Here is a 20,703-nt window from a genome sequence, read left to right on the forward strand (position 1 = left end):
TACAAAACGGATAAAGGCAAAATTAAAAATGAGCCCGGTGCAATACCGGACTCATTTTTATCAAGCTGCCTAATGAAATAACCGTGTCTAACTTTTAGGGGTCACTTCATTAACGCGCTGCTTTTTTCTTTTTGAAATACTTTAAACCAAAGTATAGAGCAATAAAAAGAACAGCTCCTATAATTATGTAATGTGTGTAATCAGATGCATACTCTTTAATTTGTCGCCAATTCCCACCAAGTTTTTCACCTAAGTATATAAATAGAATTGACCACGGAATGATCGCTACAACCGTATAAAGTGTAAATAGTTTTAATGGCATCTTAGCTAGTCCTGCTGGAATAGAAATCGCATGACGTACTACTGGGATAAAGCGCGCAGAAAATATTACGCCTGCTCCATAACGCTTAAACCAACCTTCCGCTATGTCTAAATGATGTTTATTAATAAGTAGATACTTCCCATATTTCTCTACAACCGGACGCCCTCCGTAGTATCCAAGCCAGTATAAAAAGATTTGTGCTAAAGTACCACCAATCGTTCCGGCGATAACTGCACCAACAAAACTAATTTTACCATTCGCTACTAAAAAGCCAGCATACGAAAGTACAATTTCACTTGGGATTACTTCAATCATTAAAGCAAGAGCTACCCCAAAGTAACCTAAGCTTGCAAAAAATTGCAATAACTGATCTATTATGTTTGCTAACATGTTCTTTTTTATCTCCTTTTTTCTTCACATACCATCCCATTATTACATAAAGGCTGCAATCTGCCAATATCTTCATTTTAACAATATGTACAATTCAAGCAGGATTAATCTATTAATTTCTCTTTCTGCGGGTCTTTCATGTAGGCAAACATCTCTTTAATTTGGTCTTCTGTATTTCTAGCAAATGATAAATTAGGCAATTCATTTTCACCAAAAAACTCCACCTCTTCTGTTTCAATGCTAGTTTTCTTTTCTCCACCAATAATCTCACATCCAATGAAAATCTTATATACATGCGTTGCCGATGGAGATGGTTGATGTTTTTCTTTATCAAATATAGCTAGTAACTTAAAATGATCTACCTCATAACCAGTCTCTTCAAAAACCTCTTTTGCTGCAACTTCGGTTGGCGTATAACCGACATCAGCCCATCCACCTGGCAATGCCCATTTCCCATCGCTTTTTTCTTTCACAAATAATAACTTTTCATTTTGAAAAACAACCGCTCTTATATCAACTTTAGGTGTTTGATAGCCTGTCTCACTTGCAAATAACTTCTCTACGATTTCCCAATCTGTTTTCGTGTAATGTGACATCATTGAAATAGAAATATCTCGTAATTGCTGGAAACGTTCAATATCATACACATCCTTAGAATACGTTAAACCTGCTTGAGCTATAGATTGTATTTGTTTTACCCAATCAATCCATTTAATCGTCATATATCCGCATCCCCATTCTCTATCAAATATATTACTTCATTTTTATTGATACATCTTTATTATACAAAAAAAAGAGATTGATAACGTTTCAATCTCTTTCAAAATTAATCCAATTCATGTAAGTGGTCTTGTATATACTTTCTTCTCTTATTTATATATTCATAAATCATATCAGCCTCTTGATCAAATGTTTCTAATTTTTCTTTCATGTATGGATCTTGTAGTAAATATGGACGAATCAATTCACACAACCCTTCTACTTTCGGCCTCATAAACGAAACTGTAAATTGATCTTCTAATATTTCTTCCAAAATACGTCGATACTGCTTTCTAAATACAGGTATGTCTAGCAATCTTGCACTCAACGTATTATAACCTTGAATGCGAATATATTCATGATTAAGGGGTCTCCCTTGTACATCTCGCCCCCAAGTCGCATCATAATCCCACGGTATAACTTCAAATAAATTTGTTTCATCGTTATGATATAGTGCATAGTTATGAACAAAACCATCAAAGTTTTGCGTAAAAATAACTCCTGCTAACCATCGTAAATATTTATCTACATGTAGAAACTTCCCAATCTCTTTTTCATAGGCTTCCCTCGTCAAAGTATTCGCTTGAAATACAAATTCACTCAGCTGTTCTTCACTATTTTTATTCGAATATTTAAATTCATAACCCGCAAAGAGCTCTGTCTTAACATCTTTATCTCGTTCACTCATTAATGAAAAATTCGCATCATCATCTATCGCATAATAAATAGAACCACTCGGTAATCCTCTATTTTTCAAAAAATTTTCATCAACCGATTCTAACTGTAAATATACACCTTGAATTTGACCATTAATTTTTATAAATACATGTTGTGATTTTGGCGAAAGTACACCAATATCATGAAAAAAATCTAAAGATAATTTATTTCGTATGAGAGACGGATCCATAAACTCCGAATTCAAATGAAACTCTTTCGCACCTTGAAATTTTTTAGGCTTATAAAACATAACATGATAAGACTTTTTCTCAAATTCGCGAATATGAGCTCCTCGGTATACGATATCAATATCATACTTCTTTTTTCCATAAGTTAATTTTGCTGGCACTGGACTATCTGACCAAATGTCCTTTTTCAATTCCACTAAGTACATTGGATGAACAAAAAAATCATATGAAGGCAGCATGTTTTCTCATCCCTTCTCAGTTCTCTTCCTTCAATGTATGCGCCTTTTCTTGTCCATACATCCGCAATCATCTATTTATATAAAATTACACTCTTGTCCTGTTCAGAAAGATGCCTACATACATATCATGTTAAGGAAAAAGAATACCTTTTCACTTTAATACATGATAAGGAGGATTTCTATGAAACGTGATATTAGAAAAGCTGTCGAAGAAATCAAAAGTGCTGGGATGGAGGATTTCTTACACCAAGATCCAAGTACTTTTGAATGCGATGATGATAAATTCACTCATCATCATTGTACAACTGGATGTAAATGTACAACTGGGGGTAAATGTCCAAGAACAAGATGTACTCGCGTGAAACATTGTACGTTCGTTACAAAATGTACGCATGTGAAAAAATGGACATTTGTTACGAAATGTACTCGTGTACGTGTTCAAAAATGGACGTTCGTTACGAAAGTAACGCGTAGAAAAGAATGCGTATTAGTTACGAAACGTACTCGCAGAAAACATTGTACATTCATTACAAAATGCATACGCTTTGAAAAGAAATTTTTCTGGACAAAACGAAGTTTCTGTAAAAAATGCGAATTCTTCCCTAACAGACACGGTCACTCTTGCGATGATTCATGTGATCATGGTAAAGACTGTCACGATAGCGGACACAAATGGAATGATTGCAAAGGCGGACATAAATTCCCATCTTGCAAAAATAAGAAATTCGATCACTTCTGGTATAAAAAACGTAACTGCTAGTTTTTATACCACCAAAAAAAGGCCGTTTTGCGGCCTTTTTTACATTTATTGAAAGTGACTTATATCTGCAAATTGTTTCACTTTACCGATACCCTCTTCAAATTCTATTATGCTCAAACTGGCACTATGCATAAATGGATCATCCCACACATTTTCTATTTCAATTCCCGCGAAATGCCCTACAAGTAATTTTGCTGCTGCCGCATGAGACACAATCAATATGTTTTGTCCTTTATGCTTCTCTAAAAGAAGCTGCATCCCTTCAATTACTCTTTCATAAACAGCCTCAAAATTTTCGCCTGATGTTGACTGAAAAAGATGTGGCTCATTCCAAAACAGATGTACTTCTTCTGGAAATTGCTTTTCTATATCCGCGATTGTTTGTCCTTCCCATATACCCATGTTGATTTCATAGAAATGCTCATCCGCTATAATGGGTATATCACGTTCCCCCTTTATTAACTCTGCCGTATGAAGTGTTCTTTCGCTCGGACTACTATAGATCGCATGGATTGGTAAATCTTTCATTCGATTCCCTAATTGTTTCGCCTGAACTATACCATTTTCAGTTAAAGCAGAATTTTTCCGTCCCTGCATTCGCTTCGCTACATTCCACTCTGTTTCACCATGCCTTGTTACATATATAGTTGTTTTCATTTCTTACTCCCCCTCACCATGTTGGTCGTAATTCCCACGGTTCAACTCTCCCTACAATCCACTCCGCTCGTTTACTTTCAATCCCTTTTATAATTCCATCAGCTATCTCTTCATGAGTAAGCCATCTTCCATATGTATCTTCTAAAATAAAGCCTAAAATAATTCTATGATAAATACATCGCGTACTCCCTATTTTTTGTGCAGGCATACGTGATGCTTTACTACCTAAAATATGAAATAAACTATATGTTTTAGACGACAAATCTAGTTCTTTACAAATATTTGATAGTGCATGCTTTGCACTTGTGTGTACCCATACAACAACTAATGTGATTGGGCCATTTTTCTTAATTGTACTTTTAATAGCTAGCTTTACATCTTCATCATTATGATAATCTAACGAAAGGCATGTAATATTTTCTGGTGCAGAACTCATTCGCTTAACATTTTCTAATTTCACTTCATCTCGCCCGATAATAGAAACATAAAATCCTTTCTCACAAAGCCACATAGAAACTTTCTTTAGCATTCCTGTTCCACCAATTACAAGTGCATGCAAATGCTATCCCTCCCTAATAAAATGTCATATGAGGTTTCTCATCTCTATAATAATTTAAACGGTCTTGCAGTGTCCCTGAGTGAAACTCAAATTTATGACCGTCAGGATCAACAAAGTATATAGATTCGCAATCTCTTACATCACGTTCTCTTCCTTGTAAAATATGAACATCATTTTCTTCTAATCGCTGTATTAGACATTTAAAGTCTTCTTGTTCAACAGAAAATGCAATGTGCGTATAAGATTGATGAATCTCATTTCTCGGAATATGCGTCTCTTCATTAAGCGCTATCCATACTCCACATATGTTAAAATAAGCTAATTTTCTTCCTTTAACTAATAATTCTCCTTCTAATACTTTTTCATAAAACATAATAGAGTTTTCTAAATTAGATACCGAAAAACAAATATGATTGATTCCTCTTAACAACTATAATTCCTCCTTATACAAATAAAAGATGAGCGAAAATTCACTCATCTTTTATTATACTATTTTTTTGTAATATATGCCCATTTATAACTGAAGTCCCCGCCAAACGTATGGTTAGCAATGCCTTTTACAAATGGCTTCTCTAAATAAGCTGTACTTTGTTGGTACGTAGGAGAAATTGCTGCGTCTTGACCAATTAAGATTTTTTCAGCTTCCGCAAGTGCATTCCAGCGTGCTTTATCATCTTTTAATAGCTCTCCTTTTGATTTCGCTACTAAATCATCATACTTCGGATTAGAATAATCCATTTCATTAAATGAGCTTCCAGTAACAAACATATCAATATAAGTCATTGGATCCGGATAATCAGGACTCCATGCAGATAATGAGAATTCATATTGGAATTTCTTTTCTAAATCTAGCTTCTGCTTGTATGGTTGCTGTTTCAAATTCACTTTAATACCAGGCAAGTTTTTCTCTAGTTCTTCCTTAATAAAGTCGCCCACTTTTTTACGGCTACCGTTATCATCGTTTAGTAATTCAACCGTAATTGTATCTTGACCAAGCTCTTTCTTCGCTTCTTCCCATAATTTTTTTGCTTTCTCTGCATTATCTTTACTATCACGGAAGTTTTTATTTACAGAGCGGAAATCTTTTCCATCCGGACCTGTCGTGAATTTTTCAGGTACTAAGAAATATGCTGGCAATGAACCGTCATTTAAAATGACATCAGCAATTCCTTTTTTATCGTATGCTAAATCAATCGCTTCACGTACTTTTTGGTTTTTAAATGTTGCATTTTTTTGGTTAAAACGTAAGAAATATATGCGTGGATCTAACTTCGTTTTAAATTCATCTGGCTTATTCTTTTTATATTTATCAACAAATTCAGAAGTTAAAATAACTCGATCTGCTTGATCACTATCATATAAATTTACTCCCGTGCTTGTTTCCTTCACAATACTTACATTAATTTCGTCTAACTTTACAGTATCTTTATCCCAATAATTAGGATTTTTCTTTAACTGATAATTTTGTTCATGTTTCCATTGACTCATTGTAAATGGTCCATTATATACCAATTTATCTGCTTCTAATCCGTATTTATCTCCTTGCTCTTTCACATATTTTTCATTTAATGGGAAAAATGTAGGGAACGACGTAAGCTCAAGAAAATAAGGTGCTGGTTGCTCTAATTCTACTACCAACGTTTTATCATCCTTCGCTTTAACACCCAATTGATCTGCTGGTAATTCACCTTTATTTACTTTCTGTGCATTTTTCACATCAAATAAAATGAATGCATATTCTGCCGCTATTGCTTTGTCTAATGTACGTTGCCATGCATATACAAAATCTTGTGCTCGAACTGGATCACCATTTGACCATTTCGCATCACGTAATTCAAATGTATATGTCTTTTTATCTTCACTAATCTTCACATCTTTTGCCATACCTGGTGTTGGTTTATTATCTTTATCTAGACGATATAAACCTTCCATTGCATTTACAAATACACGGAAAGATACAGAATCCGTTGATTTAGATGTATCCATTGAAGGAATTTCAGCTGTTTCTAGCAAATTTAAAACTTGTTTATCTGCCATTCCCTTATTCGATTCTTTCTTCGTTGTCGAAGCCTTCTCACCATTCCCACATCCTGCAACCAATACACTCGTCGTTAACGCAAGTGCAGCAATTGTTGTTGTCTTTCTCTTCATTCTTCCTTCCCCCAATCTATATGTATAAGTTAAATCCTATATAATATATTTCATTATACAAAAGATTCTGATTATTTTAAATATTTATTTTAACAAACATAGAAAAAAGCGATCGGAAATTTCTTTCCAGCCGCTTTCTTGAATAGCATTTACTTGTAATCCATCCTCTATATCAAATGGATTTTGAACTTTAAATATTTCTTCCATCAGCTTCAAAAACTCTTCTTCAGTTTTAGATTCACCATTAACCATAAATGAGTATGGTTCCACTTCACCTAATTTATAATCGACAACAAATTGAATCTTCACCTTTTGTCTTGGCGTTCCGGTGTTATATCCTTGGAATTCTACTAATTCTAACCCTTCCGTTCCACGATAATATATCCAACCTGAATTTTGAAAATAATTTTCGAAAGATTCACCTATTGAAAAGAAAGGATATTCATAAAGCGAGCTTGTACGAACCTTTTGAATAACGTCTCGATCAGTCGGAAAAAAGAAATGACTAAAAAATATGCTGGCAACTGCTAAAATAGTAACAATTGTCGCTCCCATTTTGCTCGTTCCGCCGCTATCATTGATTAGATAGTTTTCAACTGATTTATCTTTTATTTCTCTTGCTTTTATTCGGTATATACGTCTTTCCGCAAATTGATAGTATAATCCATTTGCAAAAATCCCCATTCCAAACAGAATAAAAATGAGTAATAAAAACGTAAGAGGCACCATATTAATGATTGGCAACGCTACATTAAATCCCATATAATACGAAAATGCATCACACGCTACTAATAACAACATAAATAAAGCAGCTGGTACATAATACTTACGATATCCTAGCCAGCCTATATTGAAAATAGCAGCCCAACCATTCCAACTCCACCTAGCAATCCGCTTATTCTCAAGTTCCCATTTCCTTTTGTAATACGGATATTGTCTCCCTACATATACTTCTAGTTCTTTATCTATTAACGAGCTACCTTCCTCTTGTTCATTATCCAAGTTTCGCTGACAACTTGCACAATTTAACTGTTCCTCCTCGCAAGATTGCCCACAATTTATACATTTCAAAACAATCCCTCTTCCCATCCATACGTCATTTCAAAATACCTTCGTGTTTTAATAACCACTCTTTCCTCCATAAACCACCAGCATATCCAACAAGCTTTCCACTCTTTCCTATTACACGGTGACATGGAACAATTATTGAAATTGGATTCCGACTATTTGCCCCTCCTATTGCCCGTACAGCTTTTGTATTTCCAACTTTCTCTGCAATATCTAAATATGAAGCACTTACGCCGTATGGAATAGTATAAAGTGCATCCCATACATTTTTTTGAAATGCTGTTCCCTCCGCAGACAGCGGGACCGTAAACTCTTTTCTTTTCCCTTTAAAATATTCATCTAACTCATTTATACATTGTTCTATCATTTCATTTTTATTTTCTTCTTGTCGTTCATCAACAAATATAACAGACGTAATTCCTTCTTGATTCGCTGTAATTTCAAGCAAACCTACTTCGCTTTCATAATAAGCCTGGTACATATGCCATCCTCCAATTCAGTTCATATTAGTCATTGTAACACGAATATACAAAATTTTTCGTATAAGCGTTTTATTAGAGAAACAAAAAAGAGAATGATACAATGTAAGAAAATTCAATCTAGGAGGCTATTGGATGAATTCCGAACTTTTTTCACCTTATACAATTAAGGACGTTACATTAAAAAACCGGATTGTTATGTCACCTATGTGCATGTATTCATCGGAAAACGGGGATGGCCAAGTAACGAATTTCCATCTCATTCATTATGGAACAAGAGCTGCCGGTCAAGTTGGTTTAGTTATGATTGAAGCAACAGCCGTGTTACCTGAAGGTCGAATTTCAAATAAAGACTTAGGCATTTGGGATGACAACCTAATTGAAGGCTTACATAAAACGACTATTTTTATACATGATAATGGTGCAAAAGCTGCCATTCAACTCGCTCACGCCGGAAGAAAAGCAGAATTAGAAACAGATGCGTTAGCTCCTTCAGCCATTCCATTTAATGAAACAATGAAAATGCCAATAGAAATGAGCAAACACCAAATTAAAGATACTGTATTAGCTTTTCAGCAAGCTGCAGTACGATCAAAACAAGCTGGATTTGATGTTATTGAAATACACGGTGCTCACGGTTATCTTATTAATGAATTTCTTTCTCCGCTTTCCAATAAGCGGACTGATGAATATGGTGGTTCACCTGAAAACCGCTATCGTTTCTTACGCGAAATCATCGACTCTGTAAATGAAGTTTGGAACGGACCGTTATTTGTCCGTATTTCAGCAAATGATTATCATCCTGACGGGTTAACAGTTCAAGATTATGTTCAGTATACAAAATGGATGCAAGAACAAGGAGTAGATTTAATCGATTGTAGCTCTGGAGCTGTTGTCCCTGCACGCATCGATGTTTATCCTGGGTATCAAGTACAATATGCTAAACATATTAAAGAGCATGCTAACATTGCAACTGGTGCAGTTGGATTAATTACGACCGGAGTACAAGCAGAGCAAATTTTAAATAATAACGAAGCAGATTTAATTTTTATCGGACGTGAGTTACTTCGCAATCCGTACTTCCCGAGAATAGCGGCCAATGAACTTGGCTTTCAATTGCAAGAACCTCACCAATATAAGCGAGCACCAGGAAAAATTCATACGAATAAATAAAACCGAGAAGTCATTCTTCTCGGTTTTATTTATTCTATCGTTGTAATTTCATTTGAATTATAAGTATGGATACCCGATTCTTCTCGCAGCGCGGTTATATACATCCCTTTCGCCACATCTTTAGCTGAAATTGGTTTATATTTTTTGAAAGCTCCTTTAAAGATAAACGGAATAATACGAGATAACTTTTCAGCCATTCGTTCGCCGAAACGAAATTCTTGTCGATTTCCTACTAATAATGATGGTCTAAAAATGTGAATACCACCGATCACTAACTTTTGCAATTCTTCTTCCATTTTTCCTTTCACTTGTGAATAAAAGAAGAATGATTTAGGATTCGCTCCCATAGAAGACACGACAAGGAAATTTTGTACCCCTTGTTTTTCAGCTAAACAAGCAGCTCGTAACGTATATTCATAATCTACTTTTTTAAAATTTGCTTTTGTTTTTGCTTTTTTTATTGTTGTTCCTAAGCAACTAAAAACATCATCCACAGCAAAGAACTCTTTATATTCCTCTAATACCGAAAAATCAACTTGTTTCTGCTGTAACTTCTCATGTTGCATTTGCATTGGCTCTCTTACAAAAATAGTAACCGAATCGTAGTAATCTGATTCAAGTAATAGACGCGTTATCTCTTGTCCAACTAAACCACTTGCACCGAGTATTAACGCTGTTCGCTTATTCATATATGCATATACCTCTTATTTTACTTTTCTCTCCTACAGTAAAATACAACCTTTAGGAGTTTCCTGCTCTTATTTTACCACAAGTAAAACACTATGCGTACGCATAGTGCTTTACTCACTCTTTTTTCTCATCTCTCTCTTGTAATTTCGTTATTGTTGTAGCGTCCCCTAAATTACTTATTAATCTTCTTAAAAAAATTAATACGAAAGATAATGGCAATACTACCGCTAATATTAATAAAATAGCTTCCATTAAGTAACCCAAGCGCTCATCCCCCTCTTTACCTCCTTTTCAATATATGAAAACAGCGTTGTCACATATGCATGCATTTGCAAAAATAATACCCCTATATTTGACAACTTTATAACAAAAACAAATCGGAATGATTATTATTTATTGCAACTTTATTAAAGATGTATTATACTAAGTTCGCAAACTAAAACGTAATTATTCCGTTTTGTATTAAAATGATATTTTTCTTCTATAATTGGGGAAAATATATCCGTAAAAAAGAAAAGAGGAGAACTTCATGCCTAAAAGATTGACTATATTTTCATTCTTACTTATTTTTACCTTAATTTTCGCTGGCTGCTCAAATAAAAAAGAAAGTAATGCCAAGAAAGATGGAAAGCTAACAGTTTATACAACGATTTTCCCACTTGCTGATTTCGCAAAGAAAATCGGTGGCGACTATGTAAATGTTGAAGCGATTTACCCACCTGGTGCAGATTCACATACGTTTGAACCAAGTCAAAAACAAACAGTACAAGTTGCAAAAGCCGATTTATTTGTTTATAACGGCGCTGAATTAGAACCATTTGCTGAAAAAATGGAAAAAACATTACAAAAAGAAAATGTTAAAATTGTAAATGCATCTAAAGGTATTGAGCTTCGTGCTTCTACTGAAGAAGAGCATCATGATCATGGAGATGGCCATAAAGAAGATGAACATCATCACGATAAAGACCCGCATGTTTGGTTAGATCCTACTCTAGCAATGAAACAGGCAGAAAAAATTAAAAATGCACTTGTAGAATTACAACCTGAACATAAACAAGAATTCGAAAAAAACTTTGCAGCACTTCAAACTAAATTTACTGATTTAGACGATGGATTTAAGGCAGCTGTAGCGAACGCAAAAACGAAAGAAATTTTAGTTTCTCATGCTGCCTATGGTTATTGGGAACAACGATACGGCCTAAAACAAATTCCTATCGCTGGAATTTCAGCTTCTGATGAACCATCTCAAAAGCAGCTTGCTGACATTACAAAAACAGTAAAAGAACATAATCTAAAATATATTTTATTCGAAACATTCTCTACTCCAAAAGTAGCATCTGTTATTCAAAAAGAAACTGGTACAAAAGTTTTACGCTTAAATCACTTAGCTACTATTTCTGAAGATGATGCAAAAAATAATAAAGATTACTTTACTTTAATGGAAGAAAACGTAAATACATTGAAAGAAGCAACAAACTAATCCATTATATTTTCTAGGCAGCTGAATCTGTTATTCAGCTGCCTTTTTATGTATTTATCCTTGACTTGACCAAAATAACAAGTAAAATTATCCATATTAGCTTTAAAGCTATATTAATTTAGAAGGTGAGTTGGAATTATGAATCTTCACATTTGTGAAGTAACAGCAAAAAATTGGCGTTCAGTAGTTGCTTTAGACGTCGCAAAAGATCAGCAACAATTTATTGAAAATAACGCGTTTTCTTTAGCAGAATCATTATATGAAGGAAACGGAACGTCAGTAGGTTTATATGATGGAGAAACACTTGTAGGATACGCAATGTATGGATGGTATTCAGTAAAACATAAAAGTGTATGGCTCGATCGCTTTATGATTGACCAACAATATCAAGGAAAAGGATACGCAAAACGTTTCCTTCGCTTACTCATTCAATTCTTACAAGAAAAATTTGAATGCAAAATAATTTACTTAAGTTTACATCCAGACAACAAACTTGCAATGGGACTGTATGAATCATTTGGTTTCCGCTTAAATGGGGATATTGATGATGAAGGTCCAGTTGTAGGTGTTGTAATGGAGTTACTAATAGACGAAAATACAAGCCTGTGAAAACAGGCTTTTTATTATACATTTATCAATTTTTAGTTTCTTTCCCTTATTTAATTCTGTTTTGCAATCTAATAGAATGTTCATAAAAAATAAGCCTGCAATTTACGCAGACTTATTTCACACACTCCTCGAAATGTTCTTGGAACCACTCTTTATTAATATCTCTTCCGATAAAAACTACTTCACTTACTCGTTCTTCGCCCTCTTGCCACTCTCTATCGTACGAAGCAGCAAATAACGTATGTACGCCTTGGAAAACGATACGTTTATCTACTCCGTCTATCGATAAAATTCCTTTGTAACGATATAAATATTCCCCTAGCTCTTGAACGACAGCTGACATCCACTCATTAAGCTTTTGTAAATCCAGCGGACGTTCTTCACGTAATACAAATGATTTCACACCTTCTAAGTGGTTATGTTCTTTATGAGGGTAAATTTGCAACGTATCTTTCGTTTTAAACGTTTGGATTTGTAATAAAGATGGTATATCTACCTCACAGTTAGTCGCCTCAATTAACTTTGCAGTCGGATTAATCCCTTGAATTTCATGCAAGAGATTTTCTTTCTCATTCTCTTCAATTAAATCTAATTTATTTACTAAAACGACATCAGCAAACGCAATTTGCTCTTTTGCTTCTAATCCTTTTTCAAAATGTTTATGTATATGATAACTATCTACCACCGTTACAACACCGTTAATTTGGTAAGCAGATTGGATGACTGGATCTAAAAAGAATGTTTGAATAATCGGCCCTGGATTTGCAAGGCCAGTCGTTTCAATTACTAAACCATCAAAATCCATTTTCCCTTCTGCTTTTACGTCCAGTAATTGTTTTAAAGCGACGAGTAAATCTTCACGTACAGTACAACATAAACATCCATTTGTCATTTCCATAATTTCTTCTTCCACATTCATAATCAACTGATTATCAATGCCAATTTGCCCTATTTCATTTACAATCACCGCTAATTTCTTACCGTGATTTTCTGATAAAATACGATTTAATAAAGTCGTTTTCCCTGATCCAAGAAAACCAGTTAATATTGTTACTGGAATCATTTCGTACCTCTCCTTATACCTATATGTTTCTACATTATAGCATATGAACACTCCCCCACTTAACAAAGCTTGAAGTGGGGGTTTCTAACGTTTCGACCTAACGGACGATTAACGTCAGGGGAGTTAACACATTAGCGAGCTGTTTCACGCCTAACCCCTCTATCCCATTTGTCCATGCATTTGGGATTACTTTTCGTAAAATGTTAGCCGCAGCATTTACATCTGCATTAATTAAAGTTTTATTTGCTGAACGATATATACCGCGCTTTATTCGTTTTCCTGAAAAAGTTGTATTTTGGTCATTTTCTCCATACGTTGGAATGAAGTCGTTATCCAGAAAACTTGCTTTCGATGTATATGATTCTTCAGTTACAACAACTTGAATGCCTACAGCATTTGCTTTGTATGTAATCATTTGAATCAGTAAATTATGCGGGATATGACAAAACGATTGGTTATTTCTTTTTCCCATATTCGTTTCTTGTTTCCAACTTTTGTTTTGACCAATAACGATTTTACAAACTTCTTCTTCTTGAGCTAGTTTTACGATGTGGTGACTAACTTTATGGAAGACGTCTTTTATTTTCAAGTAACGTTTTTGATGAAGTTTTTCTATCCTTTTAGAAGTAAAAGGTCCTTCATTCGTTTGTTTTCCATTTCTAAGAATGCTTGTAAAATGACTCTTCATTTTGTTGTAATATTGATTTATGCTTTTGACATGTTTGCCCTTAACAAGGACAGGTTTCATACCTGTGTTTGTTACGATGGTTGCAAGGTTATCAATCCCTAAATCAATACTCATATAACGAGCATTCGCTTCAATCATTTGTTGTTCAGAAGGAACATCAATTACCAATTCCACTACATATTCATTGTATTTTGGAATCACACGAACTTGTTTCAGTTTACCTTCAGTGAAACCTAGTTTCCCAATATTTAATTGCAATTTCGTCTTTGGAAACTTTAAAAATCTACCGTTTTTAATGATGCAATCTTGGTTTGTATACAGAATCTCTTTTTCAGAAGAACGAATATACTTTGGAATCCTAGGCATTCCATCATATTTGTTTGGATTCTTTTTATAGTCTTTTAAACTAGCAAAAAAAGATTTCCAATTTTGGAACAAACCTTTCATGATGGACTGGCTACATTGCGTAGGCAAAGCTCGATAATCATTTTGAATCATAGCCTTAAATAGTGCATCTAGAAAGTTGTAATCTACATAAGGTTTTTCAAAATTAGGTTCTGAAAACAAATTACATGTAATCTCTTTCTGTTCTTCTTTAGGCTTTACTTTCTCTTTTTCCAATTTCTTCCGATAGACAAGACGTTGTGTGTCATTCATCTTCCCAATATTTTTATGAATATTATCCAGAACTTCTTTTTGCAAAGGCTGCAACTCTTTTTCTTGTGTTAATCCAGTGTACACCTGGCGTATATAAAAGTTTGTGGTGTTGTACATATTCTTAGCGTTATGACAACATTCTTGAAAATAAGAATACATACGATGCCCTTTTTTTATCCAGATTTGAAGAGTTTTATAGTTTGATGGATTTTCTTTTGCCATTTTATTCACCTCCTTGTTAAGGATATTATAGCAAAAAAAGAACATACGTTTCCGTTTTTTTCTCAAAAATAAAATATTTCTTTCGATTCACCTCACCACCTTCATTTACGTTTAGAGATGGGAGTCCTCTCGAAAGGCATGATAGAAAAAAGCGTTTTTATAGCAAAACATATTTATTGTCTGTACACCTAATTAACTATATAATAACATGTAGTAAAAAAGCCTTTTCAAAACATTATTATTCATCAAGGGGGTACTTATAATGGAGCGAGTTCAAATGGCTGAAACGCTAGAATTCTCTCGTATTATTCAAGGATTTTGGCGTTTAGCAGAATGGAATATGACGAAACAAGAATTACTTTCTTTCATTGAAGATTGTATGGATATGGGAATTACTACTTTTGATCACGCTGATATTTACGGCGCATATACGTGTGAAGGGTTATTTGGCGAAGCTTTACAATTAAAGCCTTCCTTACGAGAAAACATGCAAATTATTACAAAGTGTGGAATCGCTCCCCCATCACCGAAATTTCCAGAGCGATATGTTGCTCACTACAATACTAGTACAGAGCATATTATGCAAAGTGTAGAAGCATCACTTAAAAATTTACATACAGATTATATTGACGTATTACTTATTCATCGTCCCGATCCTTTTATGGATCCAAATGAAGTGGCAAAAGCATTTTCACAATTAAAACAAGAAGGGAAAGTTCGTCACTTCGGTGTATCTAACTTCTTACCTTCACAATTTAATATGTTAAGTTCGTACTTAGATTTCCCACTTATTACGAACCAAATTGAAGTTTCTGCATTACAGCTTGAGCATTTTGAAAAAGGGACAATTGATTTATGCCAAGAAAAACGAATCAATCCAATGATTTGGTCACCTCTTGCTGGTGGGGAGATTTTTACTGGTCAATCAGAACGCGCCGTACGTGTACGTGAAACTGTGCAAAAAGTTGCCACTGAGCTAGGTGTTTCTAGTATCGATACGGTTATGTATGCTTGGTTACTTGCTCATCCAGCTAATATGATGCCAATCGTTGGCTCTGGTAAATTAGATCGCGTAAAAACTGCCGCTCTTGCTACAAAAGTTAACTTAGACCGTCAACAATGGTTTACAATTTTCGAAAGCTCTAATGGACATCCTGTACCATAATACACAAAAAGAAGAGCTGTTTCTTTACAGCTCTTCTTTTTCATATGTATTTCTAGTCATGGCAAATACACACATATCCCTTAATCCGTTTCCATCTACCGCAACACTCGCACTTTCTAACGTACCTTCTAACTTAAAACCTAATTTCTCAGGTATCGCTCTACTCTTCTTATTTAAAGAATCACAACGAATTTCTACACGGTTTGCTTTCAATTCAGAAAAAGCGTAATCCGTTATACCTTTCGCAGCCTCTACCATATAGCCTTTTCCGCTAAACCTTGTATCAATCCAATATCCGATTTCAAATTGAGGTATATCCCAATTAATACGATGTAATCCGGCTGAAGCAATAAATTCACCTGTTTCTTTCGAAAATACTAATAATCTTAAATCCTCACGTTGCAAAAATTGAATATGTGATTTTCTAATACTTTCTTCTACTTCTTGCTCTGTTTGCTCTTTTTGTGCAAACACCATCCAAGGTTTTAGTTCTTCTATTGAAGCCTGAATTGCATCATATACAACTTTACCATCTCCTGGTTTCGGCATTCGAATAAAAAGTCTGTCAGTATAAAATTCAGAAGGAAAATCGAATAATAACGGATTCACTGTAAACACTCCCTATATTTCTTTTATATATAATAATATCCATCTGAAGTTATATAGTAAAGAATTTTCTGAATTGAAAACCTTTTACTCATTCACTTCCACCGCTACACGAATTCCAGATTCAATCGCACCTTGAATCCATCCGTGATATAGCGTTGTATGATCTCCAGCGAAGAATATTCTCCCCTCTGGTTTGACAATCGCTAGTTGCAGCTCAGATTCTTGACCTGCTTGAAAAAGTGCAAATCCTCCAAGCGCATACGGATCCAATGTCCAGCTTTTTGAAATTCCAGATATGAACTCATCATACACTTGACCACCTAATATTGTTGCTAAGTTGTGTAATGCGTAATAAATACGATCCCCTTTTGATAAACCATCCCATAACAACGCGTCATAAGACCATGTATAGCTACCTAACATCATAGCCGGTCCTTTCTCCCCAATTCCATAACTTGGATAATAGGCATAACGAATTGGCAAATCTGTTATAATTCTGCCACCTAATTGTCCTTGTTCTTCCCAAAATCGGCTTTTAAATTGAATTCCTATTTTCGTCGCAGGCATATAATGTAATTCACGAATTGCTTTCCATTTTTCATGAGATATAGAATCAAACGGATCTACTTCTACAAAACGCATTGTCGAAAACGGAATGGTAACAATAACTAAATCTCCTGTAATACTACTATATTCAAAAGTTTCCTCGTTCCGATAGAAAGCTGTCACACCATTATCGTGTTGATGTAACTTCATTAATTTTTGATTATATATAATATTCTCTTCTAATTGCGGTAAAAATGACTTTGGCAATCTATCATTCCCGCCCACAATTTCACAAAATCCGCTCTCCTCTTGCATAATGTATAGAAAGCGTAAAGTCTCTACAAACGACCGTTCCAAAAAACCTTCTAAATCTAATAAAACACCAATCATCTCAATTGTTACTGGCGAAAAGTAAGTATTATACTGATAAGGATGATACTTTAAAAATTGTCCAGTAGAGTATCTCCCAAAATCCTTTACAACAATATCCCAATTTTTTTCTGGGTTCTTTTTTATAAAATTTATAATGGGCTGTACCGCTAACAATAATAATTCCTCTGACGTTTTTCCAACTTCATTCATTTCCACAGGATATCTTAGAATACTTGGATCTTTTTCATATTGTTTTAACGTCGTTTTCCGTCCATTTACGTATATAATATCCGTCTCATTCCTATTAATAAAAGGACTCACCTGTAGCCCAAATTTTCTTATATATGCCATCGTTAATGTATGCGAATACGGAATTCTCATTGCTCCAACATCTAAATATAATCCGGTATCTTCCATTCTCACTGTTTCTATACGGCCACCTACCCGGTTATTTGCTTCAAAAATTTTCACATCATGTCCTGCAGCCTTTAATAAAGAAGCTGAAACTAACCCAGCCATACCAGCTCCCACTACAATAATCTGTTTTGGGCTTATCGTCTTCTTCAATCCTTTATCTATAACTTTTAACGCTTCATCCATTTCAGTGTTATACATTATATCTTTCTGCACAATTCCACCCCTTACTTCATCAAATGGACGTTAGTGGTTTAGTGCATTTTATTCATAAATCCCCATAAACATAACACCATTGCAATTTGAATATTCACTAAAAGTACATAAGAGACAAATCTCACTTTTCTTTATACTTCGTATAATATAGCAACTACAAAGAAGGAGTGGTTAAAAATGAAACACACTTATGACTACGATGGTACAAAAAAACATTTAGAATTAAAGAAACAAAACTTATGTAAAAAACTTAGCAATATGACACTATCTGAAAAAGAACGTGAACAACTAAAGCGTGAAATTGACAACTATGAATATATTTTAAATCTAGTCGAAATGAATCATTATGAACGCGGATTTTCTCGTTAAAAGCGGAAATAAGATTATCCGCTTTTCATTTTGAGCATTTCACTACGCATTTTTCATAAGTAAATATATAATAGGATGTACATTAAGATTGAGAGGTATATTCTATGATCAAGTTAAGTGTATTAGACCAATCACCTATTTCAGATGGTAGCACAGCAGCCCAAGCTTTTTCACATACAGTTACGCTTGCACAAGAAGTTGAAAAACTCGGATTCACACGTTTTTGGGTATCCGAACATCATAATTCTGTAAGCTTAGCTGGTTCAAGTCCAGAAATACTTATTTCTCATATTGCCGCAAAAACGGACCGTATTAGAGTCGGTTCAGGTGGTGTTATGTTACCGCATTATAGCCCATATAAAGTTGCTGAGAATTTCCGTGTTCTAGAAGCATTGTATCCGAACCGCATCGATCTCGGTGTTGGTAGAGCACCTGGTGGTATGCCAATAGCAACTCGCGCACTTCAAGAAGGGAAAATGGTCTCACTTGATCAATATCCAGAACAAATTGCAGACGTTGCAATGTACTTACATGATCAAGTACCAGAAAACCATCACTATGCAAACTTAAAAGCCACTCCAGTTATCCCAACGTCTCCTGAAATGTGGATGCTCGGTTCTAGCGGAGAGAGCGCTAAAATTGCTGCAAACAACGGAGCTTCTTTCGCATTTGCGCAATTTATTAATGGCTTTGGAGGCCCTGAAGTTATGAGGGCTTACCAAGAACAATATCAGCCTTCATTTTTAGGAGATAAGCCTAATTCAATCGTTGCCATTTTTGTTATATGCGGAGAAACAAATGAAGAAGCGGAAAAAATTGCTTCTAGTTTAGATTTATCAATCTTATTATTAGAGCAAGGAAAACGAACTACTGGCACACCTTCTATTGAAACTGCTCAAAATTATTCATACAGCGCTTATGATTTATTCCGTATAAAAGAAAATCGTCAACGTATGATTGTTGGTGATCCGTCTTCTGTAAAAGAAAAAATAATAAACTTAAGCAAAGCATACAATACTGACGAATTTATGATTGTCACGATTACTCATCAATTTGAACATAAATTAAAGTCTTATCGCTTATTAGCAAATGCTTTTAATTTATAATTCTAAAAAGAGATGCATCACATATGATGCATCTCTTTTTCTTACTACTTATTGTTTTTATTTCCTATATATTCAATAGCTTCTTTTAATAGCTCTTCAAAGTTAATAGGATAATCATGATCTAAGTCAGGCATAACTTTATACTTATGTTCTATATTCTTCTCTCTTAATAGTTGTACAAATTGCTGCGTGGATTCGAAACAATCTTCATCTTGATCCCCGCATACTATATATCCTTTTATATGTTTATCCTGCAGCACTCTTAGCAACTCATCCCATTCTTCAATCTCGGGAAGCCATGGTGCCATAAAAACAAAACCATCCACCTCTATATCTTTTTGCAAAATCGTATATAAAGCTACTCTTGCCCCTGCAGAAAAACTACCAATGATTACATTTTCTACTGTATGGTTTTCTATAAACTTATTGTAATGCCCTTTTAATTCTTCTTTCCCTCTCTCTATATCATCCCAAACAAATCCATCTGAAAACTGAATTTGTGAAGACTGTGGTAAAGCTAACGTGTAATCTTGTGTCAAAACTGATTTCCAATATGGCTCTACTATTTGAATATTTTCTTGGTCACCGTGCAATGTAAGTAGTAGATTTCCTTCTTTCTTGCTGTATATATATTTCACATCTGGTCTTTCCTTTTTATGTGCTAATTCTTCTCTTTCTTTACATAATTGCACCATTGTATGAAATTCTTCAAATTTATGTAGTGATTTTAAATCTTCGTCGGAAATTAAATACTCATTTCCATACCAGAATCCCTTTTCTATAATGGCCTCTCTCATTAAATGTAATGCTTCTTTTTCAAGTCCCGATGCACTTGCGAATGCATACTTAAAATTATATATTTGCGCCTCATTCCCTATTACACCTGTAGCGTTTTCCATTATATAATTGTACGCTTCAAAACTTCCTTTATTTGCATAACAACGTAACGTTTCATTTAATAATTGAATGTAAGTCATGCTATTTTTCATGTACCAATTCCCCCGAAACCTTTTATAATATTTTTTGCGAATCTTT

The 20,703-nt window shown here is 34.5% G+C and carries 23 protein-coding genes; 7 read left to right on the plus strand and 16 right to left on the minus strand.

Annotated elements, in window-relative coordinates; genetic code table 11:
* Positions 1-109 precede the first annotated feature (109 nt).
* From ACTFSL_RS22935 to cotH, 3 genes are all read right to left on the minus strand, one after another.
* Positions 110-712, minus strand: coding sequence for a DedA family protein (locus ACTFSL_RS22935; RefSeq protein WP_000880691.1), 603 nt, complete (start codon positions 710-712; stop codon positions 110-112).
* A gap of 104 nt (positions 713-816) precedes the next feature.
* Positions 817-1,434, minus strand: a complete 618-nt coding sequence (locus ACTFSL_RS22940; protein ID WP_086409187.1) for an NUDIX hydrolase N-terminal domain-containing protein — start codon at positions 1,432-1,434, stop codon at positions 817-819.
* 104 nt (positions 1,435-1,538) lie between these two features.
* Complete coding sequence (gene cotH / locus ACTFSL_RS22945; protein WP_086409188.1) at positions 1,539-2,615, minus strand: spore coat protein CotH; 1,077 nt, start codon at positions 2,613-2,615, stop codon at positions 1,539-1,541.
* A 181-nt stretch (positions 2,616-2,796) separates the two neighbouring features.
* Between cotH and exsB the strand changes: the two genes are divergently transcribed.
* On the plus strand, positions 2,797-3,375 hold the full coding sequence (exsB, locus tag ACTFSL_RS22950; RefSeq protein WP_000817498.1) for an exosporium protein ExsB: 579 nt from the start codon (positions 2,797-2,799) through the stop codon (positions 3,373-3,375).
* A 45-nt stretch (positions 3,376-3,420) separates the two neighbouring features.
* On the opposite strand, the gene ACTFSL_RS22955 is transcribed toward exsB, so the two are convergent.
* From ACTFSL_RS22955 to ACTFSL_RS22980, 6 genes are all read right to left on the minus strand, one after another.
* On the minus strand, positions 3,421-4,032 hold the full coding sequence (locus tag ACTFSL_RS22955; RefSeq protein ID WP_000858827.1) for a phosphoserine phosphatase 1: 612 nt from the start codon (positions 4,030-4,032) through the stop codon (positions 3,421-3,423).
* 13 nt (positions 4,033-4,045) lie between these two features.
* Positions 4,046-4,591, minus strand: coding sequence for a short-chain dehydrogenase (locus tag ACTFSL_RS22960; RefSeq protein ID WP_086409189.1), 546 nt, complete (start codon positions 4,589-4,591; stop codon positions 4,046-4,048).
* A gap of 13 nt (positions 4,592-4,604) precedes the next feature.
* Positions 4,605-5,021, minus strand: coding sequence for a FosBx1 family fosfomycin resistance bacillithiol transferase (gene fosB, locus ACTFSL_RS22965; protein ID WP_000943769.1), 417 nt, complete (start codon positions 5,019-5,021; stop codon positions 4,605-4,607).
* Positions 5,022-5,080: 59 nt separating this feature from the next.
* A complete protein-coding gene (locus ACTFSL_RS22970) occupies positions 5,081-6,742 on the minus strand; it encodes a peptide ABC transporter substrate-binding protein (RefSeq protein WP_000824273.1) in 1,662 nt (553 codons plus the stop codon).
* 84 nt (positions 6,743-6,826) lie between these two features.
* A complete protein-coding gene (locus ACTFSL_RS22975) occupies positions 6,827-7,831 on the minus strand; it encodes a DUF2628 domain-containing protein (protein WP_080009045.1) in 1,005 nt (334 codons plus the stop codon).
* Positions 7,832-7,838: 7 nt separating this feature from the next.
* Entirely contained in the window at positions 7,839-8,291 is a 453-nt protein-coding gene (locus ACTFSL_RS22980; RefSeq protein ID WP_000283913.1) for a methylated-DNA--[protein]-cysteine S-methyltransferase, read from the minus strand.
* A gap of 133 nt (positions 8,292-8,424) precedes the next feature.
* Between ACTFSL_RS22980 and namA the strand changes: the two genes are divergently transcribed.
* Entirely contained in the window at positions 8,425-9,462 is a 1,038-nt protein-coding gene (namA, locus tag ACTFSL_RS22985; RefSeq protein WP_440042453.1) for an NADPH dehydrogenase NamA, read from the plus strand.
* Between the two features lie 29 nt (positions 9,463-9,491).
* On the opposite strand, the gene ACTFSL_RS22990 is transcribed toward namA, so the two are convergent.
* Together ACTFSL_RS22990 and ACTFSL_RS22995 are read right to left on the minus strand one after the other, a co-directional pair.
* Positions 9,492-10,151 carry an oxidoreductase gene (locus ACTFSL_RS22990; RefSeq protein WP_065704316.1) on the minus strand — a complete coding sequence of 220 codons (660 nt, stop codon included), beginning with the start codon at positions 10,149-10,151 and terminating at the stop codon, positions 9,492-9,494.
* Between the two features lie 115 nt (positions 10,152-10,266).
* Positions 10,267-10,416 (minus strand): hypothetical protein, encoded by a 150-nt coding sequence (locus tag ACTFSL_RS22995; RefSeq protein ID WP_000540932.1) that lies wholly within the window; start codon positions 10,414-10,416, stop codon positions 10,267-10,269.
* Positions 10,417-10,681: 265 nt separating this feature from the next.
* On the opposite strand from ACTFSL_RS22995, the gene ACTFSL_RS23000 reads away from it, so the two are divergent.
* The gene (locus ACTFSL_RS23000; protein WP_001126151.1) at positions 10,682-11,632 is read left to right on the plus strand and encodes a metal ABC transporter substrate-binding protein; all 951 of its coding nucleotides are present in this window, start codon (positions 10,682-10,684) and stop codon (positions 11,630-11,632) included.
* 138 nt (positions 11,633-11,770) lie between these two features.
* Positions 11,771-12,241 carry a GNAT family N-acetyltransferase gene (locus ACTFSL_RS23005; protein ID WP_086409191.1) on the plus strand — a complete coding sequence of 157 codons (471 nt, stop codon included), beginning with the start codon at positions 11,771-11,773 and terminating at the stop codon, positions 12,239-12,241.
* A gap of 112 nt (positions 12,242-12,353) precedes the next feature.
* On the opposite strand, the gene ACTFSL_RS23010 is transcribed toward ACTFSL_RS23005, so the two are convergent.
* Together ACTFSL_RS23010 and ACTFSL_RS23015 are read right to left on the minus strand one after the other, a co-directional pair.
* Positions 12,354-13,304 (minus strand): CobW family GTP-binding protein, encoded by a 951-nt coding sequence (locus ACTFSL_RS23010; protein ID WP_000613422.1) that lies wholly within the window; start codon positions 13,302-13,304, stop codon positions 12,354-12,356.
* A 97-nt stretch (positions 13,305-13,401) separates the two neighbouring features.
* Positions 13,402-14,871: an RNA-guided endonuclease InsQ/TnpB family protein gene (locus ACTFSL_RS23015; RefSeq protein WP_001040870.1), complete on the minus strand. Its 1,470-nt coding sequence runs from the start codon at positions 14,869-14,871 to the stop codon at positions 13,402-13,404.
* 262 nt (positions 14,872-15,133) lie between these two features.
* Between ACTFSL_RS23015 and ACTFSL_RS23020 the strand changes: the two genes are divergently transcribed.
* The gene (locus tag ACTFSL_RS23020) at positions 15,134-16,036 is read left to right on the plus strand and encodes an aldo/keto reductase (RefSeq protein WP_000442785.1); all 903 of its coding nucleotides are present in this window, start codon (positions 15,134-15,136) and stop codon (positions 16,034-16,036) included.
* Between the two features lie 24 nt (positions 16,037-16,060).
* Here ACTFSL_RS23020 and ACTFSL_RS23025 read toward each other — a convergent pair whose 3' ends face one another.
* The gene (locus ACTFSL_RS23025) at positions 16,061-16,645 is read right to left on the minus strand and encodes a GNAT family N-acetyltransferase (protein ID WP_001068736.1); all 585 of its coding nucleotides are present in this window, start codon (positions 16,643-16,645) and stop codon (positions 16,061-16,063) included.
* A gap of 84 nt (positions 16,646-16,729) precedes the next feature.
* Positions 16,730-18,193 carry a flavin monoamine oxidase family protein gene (locus ACTFSL_RS23030; protein ID WP_119683209.1) on the minus strand — a complete coding sequence of 488 codons (1,464 nt, stop codon included), beginning with the start codon at positions 18,191-18,193 and terminating at the stop codon, positions 16,730-16,732.
* 177 nt (positions 18,194-18,370) lie between these two features.
* Here ACTFSL_RS23030 and ACTFSL_RS23035 point away from each other — a divergent pair, with 177 nt between their 5' ends.
* Positions 18,371-18,562: a DUF3896 family protein gene (locus ACTFSL_RS23035; RefSeq protein ID WP_440042456.1), complete on the plus strand. Its 192-nt coding sequence runs from the start codon at positions 18,371-18,373 to the stop codon at positions 18,560-18,562.
* 104 nt (positions 18,563-18,666) lie between these two features.
* On the plus strand, positions 18,667-19,668 hold the full coding sequence (locus tag ACTFSL_RS23040) for an LLM class flavin-dependent oxidoreductase (protein WP_000594045.1): 1,002 nt from the start codon (positions 18,667-18,669) through the stop codon (positions 19,666-19,668).
* A gap of 44 nt (positions 19,669-19,712) precedes the next feature.
* Here the strand turns inward: ACTFSL_RS23040 and ACTFSL_RS23045 are convergent, their stop codons facing one another.
* Entirely contained in the window at positions 19,713-20,657 is a 945-nt protein-coding gene (locus ACTFSL_RS23045; RefSeq protein WP_440042458.1) for an alpha/beta hydrolase, read from the minus strand.
* Positions 20,658-20,703: the final 46 nt, after the last annotated feature.

Origin of the sequence: Bacillus cereus group sp. MYBK108-1, assembly GCF_051917185.1 — a bacterium.
Lineage (GTDB): Bacteria > Bacillota > Bacilli > Bacillales > Bacillaceae_G > Bacillus_A > Bacillus_A cereus.